General features: G+C 63.4%; 11 protein-coding genes. 3 read left to right on the forward strand and 8 right to left on the reverse strand.

The features are described 5' to 3' along the window. Positions 1 to 159: 159 nt before the first annotated feature. A complete protein-coding gene (locus RHIBR816_RS0115325) occupies positions 160 to 1047 on the forward strand; it encodes a helix-turn-helix domain-containing protein (protein WP_018237446.1) in 888 nt (295 codons plus the stop codon). Positions 1048 to 1119: 72 nt separating this feature from the next. Here RHIBR816_RS0115325 and katG read toward each other — a convergent pair whose 3' ends face one another. After that, positions 1120 to 3318, reverse strand: a complete 2199-nt coding sequence (gene katG, locus RHIBR816_RS0115330; protein WP_018237447.1) for a catalase/peroxidase HPI — start codon at positions 3316 to 3318, stop codon at positions 1120 to 1122. Positions 3319 to 3607: 289 nt separating this feature from the next. After that, positions 3608 to 5083 (reverse strand): FAD-dependent oxidoreductase, encoded by a 1476-nt coding sequence (locus RHIBR816_RS0115335; RefSeq protein WP_018237448.1) that lies wholly within the window; start codon positions 5081 to 5083, stop codon positions 3608 to 3610. 239 nt (positions 5084 to 5322) lie between these two features. Between RHIBR816_RS0115335 and RHIBR816_RS0115340 the strand changes: the two genes are divergently transcribed. Then, a complete protein-coding gene (locus tag RHIBR816_RS0115340) occupies positions 5323 to 6003 on the forward strand; it encodes a peroxiredoxin-like family protein (protein ID WP_018237449.1) in 681 nt (226 codons plus the stop codon). A gap of 78 nt (positions 6004 to 6081) precedes the next feature. On the opposite strand, the gene panD is transcribed toward RHIBR816_RS0115340, so the two are convergent. Continuing rightward, positions 6082 to 6534 (reverse strand): aspartate 1-decarboxylase, encoded by a 453-nt coding sequence (gene panD, locus RHIBR816_RS0115345; RefSeq protein WP_018237450.1) that lies wholly within the window; start codon positions 6532 to 6534, stop codon positions 6082 to 6084. A 176-nt stretch (positions 6535 to 6710) separates the two neighbouring features. On the opposite strand from panD, the gene RHIBR816_RS0115350 reads away from it, so the two are divergent. Next, a complete protein-coding gene (locus RHIBR816_RS0115350) occupies positions 6711 to 7157 on the forward strand; it encodes a thiol-disulfide oxidoreductase DCC family protein (RefSeq protein WP_018237451.1) in 447 nt (148 codons plus the stop codon). Here RHIBR816_RS0115350 and RHIBR816_RS0115355 read toward each other — a convergent pair. From RHIBR816_RS0115355 to kdpB, 5 genes are all read right to left on the reverse strand, one after another. Beyond that, positions 7147 to 7614: a PTS sugar transporter subunit IIA gene (locus RHIBR816_RS0115355; protein WP_018237452.1), complete on the reverse strand. Its 468-nt coding sequence runs from the start codon at positions 7612 to 7614 to the stop codon at positions 7147 to 7149. The two genes, RHIBR816_RS0115350 and RHIBR816_RS0115355, sit on opposite strands and share 11 nt — an antisense overlap. A gap of 37 nt (positions 7615 to 7651) precedes the next feature. After that, on the reverse strand, positions 7652 to 8350 hold the full coding sequence (locus RHIBR816_RS0115360) for a response regulator transcription factor (protein ID WP_018237453.1): 699 nt from the start codon (positions 8348 to 8350) through the stop codon (positions 7652 to 7654). Continuing rightward, a complete protein-coding gene (locus RHIBR816_RS0115365; RefSeq protein ID WP_018237454.1) occupies positions 8347 to 11052 on the reverse strand; it encodes a sensor histidine kinase KdpD in 2706 nt (901 codons plus the stop codon). Before RHIBR816_RS0115365 ends, RHIBR816_RS0115360 begins: the two co-directional genes overlap by 4 nt. Before the next feature lie 152 nt (positions 11053 to 11204). After that, entirely contained in the window at positions 11205 to 11774 is a 570-nt protein-coding gene (gene kdpC, locus RHIBR816_RS0115370; protein ID WP_026187031.1) for a potassium-transporting ATPase subunit KdpC, read from the reverse strand. Between the two features lie 11 nt (positions 11775 to 11785). Further along, complete coding sequence (gene kdpB / locus RHIBR816_RS0115375) at positions 11786 to 13870, reverse strand: potassium-transporting ATPase subunit KdpB (RefSeq protein WP_018237456.1); 2085 nt, start codon at positions 13868 to 13870, stop codon at positions 11786 to 11788. Positions 13871 to 13884: the final 14 nt, after the last annotated feature.

The following is a 13884-nucleotide window of genomic DNA, read 5'->3' on the forward strand; positions in this document are numbered from 1 at the left end:
CTTCTCACCTGGGGGCGTCGGACTGGCCGCGAAGCCGCGTCTCCCTTCCGCTTCCAGAATTGTCTTTTGTCAGGAAGTTTGCGCGCCGCCGGCCCTTGTCTCAATGGACATTTCTGTCAAGTAATTGGACTTCTCGAACATCAGCGTTGCGTGATACAGATGAAGCGACCCGTCCCGACCTACGAGCTCTACGGCGAGGAGTCCGGAGACCGACCGGATTTCTGGCTGCATTGCGAGACGATCCCATCACGCAGCCGCCTGCACCATTGGGAAATCGGTCTTCATCGCCACGAGAGCTTCTTTCAGATCCTGTACATCGCCAAGGGTTCGGGCGATGCCCTGTTCGGCGAGACGGTCTTGGCGATTTCGCCACCGGCGGTGATCACCATCCCGCCCGCCGTCAGCCATGGCTTCCGCTTTTCGCCAGATATCGACGGTTTCGTCTTCACGGTGCTCGCATCGCATCTGCCGGTCGCGCCGGGTGGCCGCAACAGGCTCGGCAGCTGGCTGGCTATACCCCGCCTGACGCCGCTCGGCGACAGCGAGGTCGGCCACTACATTTCCGAGACATTGCAGCGCCTGGCCGAGGAATGGGAGGCGCGACGCGGCCACCGCATCGGCCTGATGGATGCCTATCTCACGACCGTCCTGGGCCTGACGGCGCGGCTCGCAGAACCGCCGCGCGGCAGCGACGCAGCCGGGGACAGCGAAAATGAGCGGCGCATGGAACGCTTCGACGCCCTGCTCCGGCAGCATTATCTCACCCACCGTCCGGCCGCATTCTATGCGCGCGAGCTTGGTTTGTCGCAGACCCATCTCAACCGCGTGGTCCGCGTAATGGCCGGGAAGAGCGTGCACGAGGTCATTGCCGAAAGGCTGCTGGATGCCGCGCGCCGCCAGCTCGTCTTCACCCGTGCGAGCGTCCAGGAAATCAGCTTCCGCCTCGGCTTTTCAGACGCGGCCTATTTCTCGCGCTTCTTCGTCCGCCATGTCGGCAGGACGCCGCGGACTTGGCGGATCGCCGAGCGGCAGAGGCTTGGTGTGTGAGGGAACGCGAGTCCCGTCGGCAAATTCGGGCGCGGCTGGGACCAGCCGCGCCCGGGCGTCTTTGCGCTCCGATCAGACGAGATCGAAGCGATCCGCGTTCATCACCTTCGTCCAGGCGGCCACAAAGTCGCGCACGAACGCTTCCTGCGAGTCGCTTTGGCCATAGACCTCGGCGAGTGCCCGCAGCTGTGAGTTCGAACCGAAGACGAGATCGACGCGGGTACCGGTCCACTTGATTTCGTCGGTATTGCGGTCGCGGCCCTCGAAGACGTACTTCGAATCCGCTGAGACTTTCCACGCCGTGCCCATGTCGAGGAGGTTGACGAAGAAGTCGTTGGTGAGCGTCTCGGGCCGCGTCGTGAAGACGCCATGCTGGACTTGATCCACATTGGCGTTCAAGACGCGCAGACCGCCGACGAGAACCGTCATTTCCGGCGCGGTCAGCGTCAGAAGCTGCGCCCTGTCGATCAGCAGTTCCTCGGGCGAAATCAGATAATCGCCCTTCTGATAGTTGCGGAAGCCGTCGGAGATCGGTTCCAGGACGGCGAAGGAGTCGACATCGGTCTGCTCCTCAGTGGCGTCGGTGCGGCCGGGTGCAAACGGGACCTGGATCTCGTGACCGGCGTTCTTTGCCGCCTTCTCGATGGCTGCCGCGCCGCCGAGGACGATCAGGTCGGCGAGCGACACCTTCTTGCCGTCGGACTGAGCTTCGTTGAACGTCTTCCGGATGCCTTCGAGCGTTTCGAGCACGGCTGCGAGCTGGGCCGGCTGGTTGACCTCCCAATCCTTCTGCGGGGCAAGGCGAATACGTGCACCGTTCGCGCCGCCGCGCTTGTCGGAGCCGCGGAAGGTCGATGCCGACGCCCATGCGGTCGAGACCAGCTGGGAGATCGACAGTCCGGAGGCGAGGATCTTGTCCTTGAGATCGGCGATATCCGGTGCGTCGACCAGTGGGTGATCGACGGCCGGGACCGGATCCTGCCAGATCAGTTCCTCGGAAGGAACCTCCGGGCCGAGATAGCGCACCCGCGGCCCCATGTCGCGGTGGGTCAGCTTGAACCAGGCGCGCGCGAAGGCATCTGCGAACTGATCCGGATTTTCGAAGAAGCGCCGCGCGATCTTTTCGTAGGCCGGGTCGAACCGGAGGGCAAGGTCGGTGGTGAGCATGGCCGGCGCGTGGCGCTTGGACTTGTCATGCGCATCCGGAACCGTGCCGGCGCCCATGCCGTTTTTCGGCGTCCACTGATGTGCGCCTGCCGGGCTTTTCGTCAGTTCCCATTCGTAGCCGAACAGGTTCCAGAAGAAGTTGTTGCTCCACTTCGTCGGCGTGCTCGTCCAGGTGACTTCCAGGCCGCTGCCGATCGTGTCGCCGCCTTTGCCCGTTCCAAAGCTGCTGGTCCAGCCGAGGCCCTGCTCCGCGATGTCCGCCCCTTCGGGCTCGATGCCGACATGCGAGGCGTCGCCGGCGCCGTGGGTCTTGCCGAAGGTGTGGCCGCCGGCGATGAGCGCGACGGTTTCCTCGTCGTTCATCGCCATGCGTGCGAAGGTCTCGCGGATATCCCGAGCAGCCGCCAGCGGATCCGGGTTACCGTTCGGTCCTTCCGGATTGACGTAGATCAGGCCCATCTGCACGGCGGCGAGCGGCTTTGCGAGGTCGCGCTCGCCCGTGTAGCGCTTGTCGGCAAGCCAGGTATCCTCGGCGCCCCAATAGACGTCTTCCTCTGGCTCCCAGACATCCGGGCGGCCGCCGGCAAAGCCGAAGGTCTTGAAGCCCATCGACTCGAGCGCAACGTTGCCGGTGAGGATCATCAGGTCGGCCCAGGAGATGCTGTTGCCGTATTTCTGCTTGATCGGCCAGAGCAGCCGGCGCGCCTTGTCGAGATTGACGTTATCTGGCCAGCTGTTGAGCGGCGCGAAGCGCTGCTGACCCGCCCCTGCGCCACCGCGGCCGTCGCCGGTGCGGTAGGTGCCGGCGCTGTGCCAGGCCATGCGGATGAAAAGCGGGCCGTAGTGGCCGAAGTCCGCCGGCCACCACTCCTGCGAGTCGGTCATCAGCGCGAGGAGATCCTTCTTCAGTGCCTCCAGGTCGAGCTTCTTGAACTCCTCGGCATAGTTGAACGCCTTGCCCATCGGGTTGGACAGGGACGAGTTCTGATGGAGGATCTTCAGGTTCAACTGGTTCGGCCACCAGTCCCGGTTCGATCTCCCGCCATGGGCCGTGTGGGTGTGCACCACCGGACACTTGCCCGCACTATCGACCTTTGAATCCATAACTCTCTCCATTGTAAACTCTCTTGGGCCATCCAGAGCACGTCGGCCGTCAAGCCGTAAGACTTGGGGCGTCGGTCGTTCCGGGTAGGCCGATGTCAAAGCTGCGCCGCTGCACGGATGGGTGACCGGGGCTGCATCTCAGGCACCATACCCAAGCCGCACCATTAGTTTAAGTTGGAATTTCCGATTGTCGCGATAAGCGAAAGCTATTGAAGCTTTTCCGGTCCAAGCAGCCGCAACTCCACCCTGCGGCGGTGGCCGTGCGATGAGGCGCGCTGCACAAGGATCGCTACAGTTCCGCCGGAGCAAGCGGCTTGCGGGCCGGACCGTGGATCACCGATCCATCGGCGGCGAAAATGGAGCCGTGGCAAGGGCAATCCCAAGTGCAATCGGCATTGTTCCAGGTAACCGTGCAGCCTTTGTGGGTGCAGGACGCGGAAACAGCATGCAAGGTCCCGTCACCATCCCGCCAGACCGCGGTCTTGTGGTCGCCTCTCACTATGACCCCGCCTTCCCCGGGTCCAATGTCGTCCGTGCTGCGGACGATAGATTGGCTATCGCCATTCTTGTGAAATTCCTTGGGGTAAGGCCGAGTCGGGTCATAGAGGTTTCGCCAGGGGCTGGCGAGACCCAGGATCGCGTCGGCGATCATGATGCCGGCCGCCGTCCCGTTGCTGATGCCCCACGCATTGAACCCGGTGGCGATATGGAAGCCCGGAGCCTTCTCGGGATCGGGTTCGCCGACATAGGGTATCCGGTCCGTGGTGTCGTAGTCCTCATTGCACCAGCGCCAGGCGACATCCCCGACGGGCAGATTGTTGCGCGCCCAATCCTCCAACGCGACGAAGCGTGCCGCGACGTTCCCATCCTGGCCGGTGTCGAATTTCGGGCCCAACACCACGAGCAGCGGGCCCGTGCCATCCCGCCCCGTCCTGATCGAGTGCGTCGGATCGTCTATGCCGATGAACATGCCATCGATCACGCGCGGATCGTCGACACGGAAAGCCAACGCGGTATGGCATCGCGGCTGCGTCCGGTTCGCCATGCCGACCGGACTCTTGACGGTAATGTTGGTCGCAACGACGACATGTTCCGCGTGAACTGTCCCGCCCGCGGTGACGACCCGCCAGCGGCTCGCCTCGTCTACCAGTATCGCACGGCTGCGTTCGAAGACGCGACCGCCCCGGTCCGCCACGGCACGTGCCAACCCGACGAGATATTTCGCGGGATTGAACTGCGCCTGGTCGGCAAAACAAAGTGCGCCCGTGGTCTCGAAGGGCAGCGGCGCGCGGTCGAGCACCCGTGCCTCAAACCCGACCTGACGCGCCGCCTCTGCCTCGGCCACGATATCTTCGCGCCCATTCGCGCTTGTCGCATAGCTATAGGCAGCCTTGCGTTCGAGGTCGCAATCGATTGCGTATTCCCGAATCCAGTCCTTGATCTGCGCGGCCCCGGCCGAATTCGCTTCGGCATAGCTGCGCGCCGTCGCCAACCCGCAGCGATCGATGAGCTGGCGATAGATCAACGCGTGTTGCGTCGTGATCTTGGCTGTCGACCCGCCCGTCACCTGCCCGCCGATCTGCAACCCTTCGACCAGGATCACGGACCGTCCGGCTTCGCGAAGGCGAAGCGCCGTGGTGAGCCCAACGATCCCGCCCCCTACGACGACCGTTTCGGCATGGATGGAGCCCTCGAGCAGCGAATAGCCCGTCGGGCCGGCGCCATCCACCCAGCAGCTTCCGCGATTTCCCGGCAGATTGACCATTGTGGCATGTCCTCGCTTGGGTGGGCTGATAACCACGGCAGTTCGGGAATGTTCCGCTGGTCGCTCTCGTCACGGATGACCGCTGGCTGTTTAACGCTTGATCGTGGACCGATGTGAGGCCATTGTGAGACGGGATCCTGGCTGTACGGTCATGCGAGAGGTCGGACCCTGCTCAGCAACCTCGAAACAGCTGCCGTACAGCCTTTCTCCGCCATTCCTTCAGGCGAGGAGGTTGTCCGATGTCTACGCATCCTGCCAACAATCCGTTGCAACCGGGCGATCGGGCCCCGAACATCGTATTCGACGCGATCTCACGGGAGGGCAAGATCGCCCTCGATGACTTTCGCGGCCGGAGCCCGTTGCTCGTCGGTCTGTATCGGGGCCTGCACTGTCCGTTCTGCCGCCGCCATGTCGCAGCGATGGCACAGCTCAACCCGGCGCTGCGCGAGAAAGGCATCCAATCCCTGGCGGTGGTCAACACCCCGGTCGAACGGGCGCGTCTCTACTTCCGCTACCATCCGATCGCCGATCTTCTTGCTGCCTCCGATCCGGCGCGGACTTCGCACCGTGCCTTCGGCCTGCCCATCGTCGAGTTCACCGAGAACGAGACCGACTGGCCGTCCAAGGTTGGGATGGATGCGATCATGGCAATGCGAGTCGATTTGCCGGGCGAATTGCCCGAGCCGATGAACCCGGCCGCAGCCGGCGACCTTCTCAGCGAGAAGGATCCGTATGAAATTACGGAAGCCGATCAGCAGATTAAGTTAGCCGACCGTCTGCAGCTTGTCGGCCACTTCCTGCTCGACCGCGATGGCGTGGTGCGCTGGAGCTTCACGGAAGTCGAGGCGGACGGCCGCAACGTGTGCCAGGCCCTGAACCGCGGAGAATTGATGTCGGCCGCTTCGCACGTCGCACATTGACCCGGCTTCCCGCTGCCGTTTCTGCGGCCGCGGCCCCCGCCACTACAGGCATGGCTGGCTGCGAAGCCCTTGACGAGGCTATGTGCCGGCGACGGGGAGCGGGATCGGCTGCCGCCTGTCCTCTTCATCGAGAATGCTGAACGTGTATTGGCCGCGCTGATCGAACTCGACCGAGTAGGTCAGACGATCGCGGATATGGTTGTTTTCGTCGAAGGTCAGGATCTTCGGCTTCAATTCGGTGATGCGGCTCTCGTCGAGATAGACCGAATTGCAGATGATCACCTGATCGCCGGGCTGGCAGGTCCGGGCGGCCGCGCCGTTGAGGATACAGCAGCGCGAGCCGCGTTCTCCGAGAATGACGTAGGTAGAGATGCGCGCGCCGGAGTTCTTGTTCCAGATCTCGACGAACTCCATCGGCAGGATCCCTGCTGCCTCGCAGTGATCCGGATCCAAGGTGATCGAGCCATGGTAGTTGAGGTTGGCCTCGGTCACGCAGATGCCGTGAAGTTTGCCAGCAACCAGTTTTCTCATGTCCTACCCCTCGCTTCCGCCGGGTCGTCATAAAGCAACAGAGGCCGAAGTGAAAGTGATGCGCTGACGCTGGAATTCCGGTCCGCCTCGCACCCCGGGAACGTCAACGGTCAAGGCGTGGCAAGAAGTCTCAGCCGTGATACAGGCTGGAAGCGAGAATCACGGAACGTCGCGCGATGAACCGCTACAGCTACAAGACGGACCCGGCGGTACCGCCCCTTCCGGACGATCGCCCCATTTTCATTTTCGACGCTGAATGTGTTTTTTGTTCCGGCTGGGTCAAGTTCGCGTTGAAGCACGACAGAGGCGCGAAATATCGGTTTGCGGCGGCGCAGTCGGAAGTCGGTAGCGCGCTCTTTCGGCACTACGGGTTGGACGACCGTGATTACGAGACAAATCTGTTTCTCGAGGACGGTCGGGCCTATCTTCGTTCGGCAGCCTCGATTCGGTTCGTGGCCGGCATCGGCTTTCCCTGGTCGATCTGCCGCCTGCTCCTTCTCGTTCCGCAAAAGTGGGCGGACGCACTCTATCGCGTCGTCGCCCGCAACCGGTACCGGCTCGCTGGGCGGAGCACGGCCTGTTTCGTACCGAAAGCGGAAGACAGGCATCGCTTCATCCCGTAGAAGCCGCGTCCCCGTCGTCCAGGAGCGCAAGATAGACTTCCTCCGGCTCCGATGCCGCGCGTATCGATCTCAGGGTTTCGGGCGAGCGCAGCTTTCTTGCGATTGCCGCAAGGACATTCAAGTGCGTGGCGCTGCCCTCCGTCGGCGTCAGCAGGAAGCAGACGATATCCACCGGAACGTCATCGATGGATTCGAAATCGATCGGTTTCTTGAGGCGCACGAAAAGGATGAACGGAGCCGCAAGCCCGCGAAGGGGCGCGTGCGGAATGGCAATTCCTTCGCCGATCCCCGTAGAACCAAGCTTCTCCCGGTTGCTGAGCGCGCGGAATATCTCGGCCTCGTCGATGCCGAGAGCCCTGCTTGCGCTTTCGGAGAAACGATGAAGGAGCTGCACTTTCGACGCAGCGGCGTGATCGACGACGACGCGCTCCGGCGTGAGAATTTCAGATATTTTCATGATGTAATCGCGTCCCGAACGTTTGTGACCGAACGACTCAACTCTGTTCCGCTTCGCGAAGACGATAGCCGACGCCTGTTTCCGTGGTGATGTACTGGGGCTGGTCAGGGATGCGCTCGATCTTCTGGCGAAGCTGGCGCACATAGACCCTCAGATACTGGACATCCGTCGATCCTCCCCAGATCTGGTTGAGGAGGTGCTGATGCGTGATGACCTTGCCCGCGTACTGCACGAGAATGCGCAGGATGTCGTATTCCTTGGGCGACAGCTTGACCTCCTTGTCCGCCACCCGGACGATCCGCTTCACCAGGTCGACGGAAAGGTCGCCGGTCTTGAAGATCGGCCGCTCGCCCTGCTGCTGCAGCCTGTGCCGAAGCGCGACGCGGATGCGCGCGGCGAGTTCCTTCATCCCGAACGGCTTGGTGACATAGTCGTCTGCACCGATTTCGAGCGCCTTGACGATGCCGGTTTCGTCCGTCCGGCTGGAAAGCACGACGATCGGCAGCTCCAGTTCGTCGCTGCGCCATTTCGCCAGAAGATCGTGGCCGGCCATGTCCGGCAGGCCAAGGTCGAGAAGGATCAGATCCGGCTGCCCTTCGGCAAGCTGGGTCATCGCATCCCTGGCATTGATGGCTTCGAGCACCGCATAGCCTTCGCTCGTCAACCCGACTCTGAGCAGTTTCCGGATCGCCGGTTCGTCGTCCACGACGAGTATTTTCACGTTTGAGACTGTCATGTCAGCTCTTCCACATTAGGCGATCCGGTCGGGATCGGCATCGTGATGGTAAAGACCGCTCCCGACCGATCGGTCCTGTTTCCCGCCGAAATCGTTCCGCCCATCGCCACGATAAAGCCCCGGCAAATCGAAAGACCGAGGCCGGTGCCAGCGCGCACGTGATCACCCTTGCGGACGCGATAGAAGCTGTCGAAGACGCGCTCGAGATCACCGCTCGGGATACCGGGACCTTCGTCCATGACCTGAAGCGTGACGGCGCTATCCTCGACCCAGGCGCGAATCCGTATGGTCGAGCCCGGCGGGGCATATTTGGCCGCATTGTCGAGCAGGTTGAACAGCACTTGTTCGAAAAGGACGGGGTCGAGGTTCAGCATCGGCAGATCGAGGGGGATATCGATCGCCGTCCTGTGTCGCGCCAGCATCTTGCCGGCCCGGCGGAGCGCCGTGCCGACGACATCGCCGACGTCATGGAAGGAGGTGTTTGGCTCCGTCGCGCCGGACTCGATCCTCGTCATGTCGAGCAGATTGGCGATGAAGCGGTTGAGCCGCTCGGACTCGTCCACGACCGTCGAAAGCAGGTCGGCGCGGTCGTCTTCCGGCATCGAGCCGGAATAGTCGCGCAACGTACCGGCCGCGCCCATGATGGCGGCCAACGGTGTCTTGAGGTCGTGGGAGATGGACGTCAGGAGGGCGGAACGAAGCCTGTCCGCTTCGGCGGCGAGCAGCGCCCGGTCGACGTCGGCGACCAATTGCACGCGCTCGATCGCAAGTGCCGCCTGGTCCGCCAGGGCATCGAACAGCCGTTGCTGTTCCGGTGTCAGAAGTGGTCCCTGCCTGTCATTGTCGAGGCCGACGACGCCGATGGCCGTGCGCCCGGTCCTCAGCGGCAGGTAAAGACGCTTGGCACCCGGCAGCGTGTCGGCGCCGCGACCCGCCGGCCGGTCATTTTCCCATGCCCAACGCGCCGCGGCGATGTCCGCGTCGACCAGCGTATCATCGGGCGGATAGCCTGCCTTGACCGCAATCGTATCGTCCTCGGGCAGAAGAATCACCACGCGAACCTTGAGCATGGACGCGACCTGATGCGCGGTCGCCCACAGCACGTCATCGAGCGTTCCGGTGCTCGCGAGCTTCTTGGAGAAGAGATAGAGATCCTCGGTCGTCCTGGCGCGCTGCCGTGCCGCAGCCGCCTGGCGCTGCACCCGCGCCGTCAGGTTGCTCGCCGTCACCGCGACCACCAGGAAAAAGGCCAGCGCCAGCACGCCTTCGGGATCCCGGATCGTCAGCGTGTAGCGCGGCTCCAGAAAGAAGAAGTTGAAGGCCAGCGCGCTGACGACACAGGCATAGAGCGCCGGCCTCAAGCCAGCCGTCACCGCCGAGGTGAGAACCGCGATCAGAAATACGAGCGCCAGATTGCGGACGTCCAGAAATTGGTCGAGAAGCGCACCGAACGCGAGCGCAATCGAAATATAAAGCGTGCTGAGAATATAGGGCTGGAACTTGAACTTTCCCGGGGGCGGCGCGGTCTTGAAGCCCCTCGAGGCTGTCGGGGTGCGGTCCGCGCCGGACACCACGTGCACGCTGATATCGCCGGCATGCCGGATCAGGTCATGCGATACCGATCCTTCGATCAGTTCCCGCCAGCGCGGCTTGTTCGGCTTTCCGGTCACCACATGCGTGAAATTGTGGGCGGCGGCGTGCCGAAGAATGTCCCGCGCCACGCTCTGCCCCGGAATCGTCATGGCCTCGCCGCCCAGTTGCTCGGCGAGCCGCAGGTGCGACGCCAGCCGGTCCTTGTCGGCGTCGGGCAGGTTGACGGATCGGGAGGTCTCGACGTGGATCGCGGTCCAGGGTGCCCGCAGCCGGTCCGCCTGCCGCTTCGCGTAACGGACGAGCGCCGCGCCGCGCTGGTCATGCTCGATGCAGACGAGCACGCGGTCGCCCGCCGCCCAGGGACCCGGGATCGCGTGCGCCTGCATATGGCTCAGGAGCTGGTCGTCGACACGCTCGGCGGTGCGACGCAGCGCCAGTTCGCGAAGCGCCGTCAGATTGCCGGGGGAGAAGTAGTTCGCTATCGCCCGCTTTGCGGTCGTCGGCAGATAGACCTTTCCCTCATGCAGGCGCTTGATGAGATCTTCCGGGGTGAGATCGATGATCTCGACGTCGCCGGCGCGGTCGATGATCGAGTCGGGCACTGTCTCCCGCACCCGGATCCGGGTAATCTGCGCGACGATGTCGTTGAGGCTTTCGATATGCTGCACATTCAGCGTCGAATAGACATCGATCCCCTGGGCGAGGATTTCCTCCACGTCGAGATAGCGCTTCGAGTGGCGGCTGCCGTCGACATTGGTGTGCGCCAGTTCGTCGACGAGGACCAGTTGCGGGCGCCGCGCCAGGATGGCGTCGAGGTCCATCTCATCGAGAACGCGGCCCTTGTATTCGACCTTGCGGCGGGCAACGACCTCGAAGCCCTCCACGAGCGCCTGGGTCTCCTGGCGGCCATGGGTCTCGACAATGCCAATGACGATGTCGACGCCCTCGGATTTGCGCGCCCGGCCCGAAAGAAGCATCTCGTAGGTCTTGCCCACGCCCGGCGCCGCGCCCAGAAAGATCTTCAGGCGTCCGCGCGCCTCGCGTTCGGCATTCTCGAGCAGAGCGTCGGGCGAAGGCCTTGCATCGACGTCGCGTCTTTCGTCAGGCATTCGCACTTCCCCACCATGTTTCCTTGAATCACAGCCGATCGAGGTAAAAACATGCAGCATTTCAAAGTCTACGGCGATCTTTGCGCGTCTAATAAGACGCGCGGCACCGTAGCGGTCAAAGGCTGGGGCCGTATCGACCCCAGCCCATTTCTTTATTGGGCAGCAGCGCCGTCAAGCGCAAGGTTCAATGCCAGAACATTGACCGTCGGCTCGCCCATGAAGCCAAGCTCCCTCGCCTCGATATGGCCGTCGACCAGCGCCTTGACCGCGGCCTCCTCGAGACCGCGCGCCTTGGCGACACGGGGCACCTGGAAATAGGCCGCTTCAGGCGAAATATGCGGATCGAGGCCACTGCCTGACGTCGTCACCAGATCCATCGGCACTGGAGCCGCCGGGTTTTCCGCCTTGAGCGCCTCGGCGTCGGCCTTGATGCGGTCGATCAGCTTCGCGTTGGTCGGGCCGAGGTTGGATCCGCTGGAGCCGGCGGCGTTGTAGCCGTCGCCCGCAGCGGAGGGCCGACCGTGAAAATACTGGTCGCCGGTGAAGGCTTGGCCGATCAGTTCGGAGCCGATCACCTTTCCGTCCTTCTCGATGAGGCTTCCGTTTGCTTCGTGCGGGAAGAGGGCCTGGGCGATGCCGGTCATTCCGAGGGGGTAGACCAGTCCGGTCAATACGGTGAGTGCGATGATCATGACGATCGCGGGTCTTACTTGCTTCCACATGGGAGCGATCCTTATGCGAGGCCGAGCGTCGTGATGACGACGTCGATGACTTTGATGCCGATGAAGGGAACGATGATGCCGCCGAGGCCGTAGACCAAGAGGTTGCGCGACAGCAGCGCGCCTGCGCCGATCGGCCGATATTTCACGCCCTTCAGCGAAAGCGGTATCAACGCGACGATGATGAGCGCGTTGAAGATGATCGCCGAGAGAATGGCGCTCTCGGGCGTCTTGAGCCCCATGATGTTCAGGGCACCGAGTTGCGGGTAGAACGCCAGGAACATCGCCGGGATGATGGCGAAGTACTTGGCGACGTCGTTGGCGATCGAGAAGGTCGTCAGCGCGCCGCGCGTCATCAACAGCTGCTTACCGATCTCGACGATCTCGATGAGCTTCGTCGGGTCGGAATCGAGGTCGACCATGTTACCGGCTTCGCGGGCCGCCACCGTGCCGGTGTTCATCGCCACGCCGACATCCGCCTGGGCGAGCGCCGGCGCGTCGTTCGTCCCGTCGCCGCACATCGCGACGAGCTTGCCTTTCGCCTGCTCCTCGCGGATGAGGCTGAGCTTGTTTTCCGGCGTCGCCTGGGCGAGGAAGTCGTCGACGCCCGCTTCCGCCGCGATCGCCGCGGCCGTCATCGGATTGTCGCCGGTGATCATCACGGTGCGGATGCCCATGCGGCGCAATTCGGCAAAGCGTTCCTTGATGCCGCCTTTGACGATGTCCTTGAGATGGACGACGCCGAGCAGCCGGCCGTCCTTGACGACGGCAAGCGGCGTGCCGCCCGCCTTGGCGATCTCGTCGGCGATGGCCTGAATATCGCGGGCCGTCTGCGGCTCGCGCACGATAACGCTCGCCGTGCCGTCGGTGCTCGCGACCGTGGTTTGGTCGACATGCCGAAGAACGGCGTCGACCGCCCCCTTGCGGATGCTTGAGCCGTCGAAATCGACGCCGCTCATCCGGCTTTGTGCCGTGAACGGCACGAAGTGGGCATGCAGGCTTCCCATGTCGCGGGCGCGGATACCGTATTTCTCCTTGGCGAGCACGACGATGGAGCGGCCCTCCGGCGTCTCGTCGGCGAGCGAAGCCAGTTGTGCGGCGTCTGCCAGTTCCTGGTCGGTGACGCCACGAACCGGCTTGAATTCGGTGGCCTGGCGATTGCCGAGCGTGATCGTGCCGGTCTTGTCGAGCAGCAGCGTATCGACGTCGCCCGCGGCCTCGACGGCACGGCCGGACATGGCAAGCACGTTGAAGCGCACGAGCCGGTCCATGCCGGCAATGCCGATCGCGGACAGAAGCGCACCGATCGTCGTCGGGATCAGCGTGACGAAGAGCGCGACGAGGATGAGAACCGGGATGTACCCGCCGGCATAGGTGGCAAAGCTCGGGATCGTCGCCGTCGCCAGAACAAAGATCAGCGTCATGCCGGCCAGAAGAATGTTGAGGGCGATCTCGTTGGGTGTCTTCTGCCGCTCGGCGCCTTCGACGAGAGCGATCATGCGGTCGATGAAGGTCGAGCCAGCCGCCGCGGTGATGCGAACGCGGATCCAGTCGGAGAGCACCTGCGTGCCGCCGGTGACAGCGGAGCGGTCACCGCCCGATTCGCGGATGACCGGCGCGGATTCGCCAGTGATGGCCGCCTCGTTGACCGAGGCGACGCCTTCGATGACTTCGCCGTCAGAGGGGATGATGTCACCCGCCTCGACGAGCACAACATCGCCGACCTTCAGGCTCGTTCCGGGGACGATCTTGACGTTCCTGATATCGTCGCCCTTCAGGAGCTTCGCCTGGGTTTCCGTGCGCGTGCGGCGCAGCGATTCGGCCTGCGCCTTGCCGCGGCCCTCGGCCACCGCTTCGGCAAAATTGGCGAAGAGCACGGTGAACCAGAGCCAGACGACGATCTGGAAGGAGAAGCCGATGTTTCCGCCGGTGATCAGGTCGCGGGCGAGCAGGACGGTGGTCAGCGCAGAGACGACGGCGACGACGAACATCACCGGGTTCCTGGCGAGCGTCTTTGGATTGAGTTTCCGGAAGGCATCGCCGATGGCGGGTATGAGAATGCGAGCGTCCATGATGCTCGTGGTTTTGGACTGGCTCATAGGAGACTCCAGCT

The sequence above is a fragment of the Ensifer sp. BR816 genome, from assembly GCF_000378985.1.
Classification (GTDB): Bacteria; Pseudomonadota; Alphaproteobacteria; order Rhizobiales; family Rhizobiaceae; genus Sinorhizobium.

Coding starts and splice junctions, on each gene's coding strand:
- kdpB (WP_018237456.1), bottom strand. CDS start 13,870: ATGAGCCAGTCCAAAACCACGAGCATCATGGACGCTCGCATTCTCATA.
- RHIBR816_RS0115325 (WP_018237446.1), top strand. CDS start 160: ATGAAGCGACCCGTCCCGACCTACGAGCTCTACGGCGAGGAGTCCGGA.
- RHIBR816_RS0115365 (WP_018237454.1), bottom strand. CDS start 11,052: ATGCCTGACGAAAGACGCGACGTCGATGCAAGGCCTTCGCCCGACGCT.
- panD (WP_018237450.1), bottom strand. CDS start 6,534: ATGAGAAAACTGGTTGCTGGCAAACTTCACGGCATCTGCGTGACCGAG.
- RHIBR816_RS0115335 (WP_018237448.1), bottom strand. CDS start 5,083: ATGGTCAATCTGCCGGGAAATCGCGGAAGCTGCTGGGTGGATGGCGCC.
- RHIBR816_RS0115360 (WP_018237453.1), bottom strand. CDS start 8,350: ATGACAGTCTCAAACGTGAAAATACTCGTCGTGGACGACGAACCGGCG.
- kdpC (WP_026187031.1), bottom strand. CDS start 11,774: ATGTGGAAGCAAGTAAGACCCGCGATCGTCATGATCATCGCACTCACC.
- RHIBR816_RS0115350 (WP_018237451.1), top strand. CDS start 6,711: ATGAACCGCTACAGCTACAAGACGGACCCGGCGGTACCGCCCCTTCCG.
- katG (WP_018237447.1), bottom strand. CDS start 3,318: ATGGATTCAAAGGTCGATAGTGCGGGCAAGTGTCCGGTGGTGCACACC.
- RHIBR816_RS0115340 (WP_018237449.1), top strand. CDS start 5,323: ATGTCTACGCATCCTGCCAACAATCCGTTGCAACCGGGCGATCGGGCC.
- RHIBR816_RS0115355 (WP_018237452.1), bottom strand. CDS start 7,614: ATGAAAATATCTGAAATTCTCACGCCGGAGCGCGTCGTCGTCGATCAC.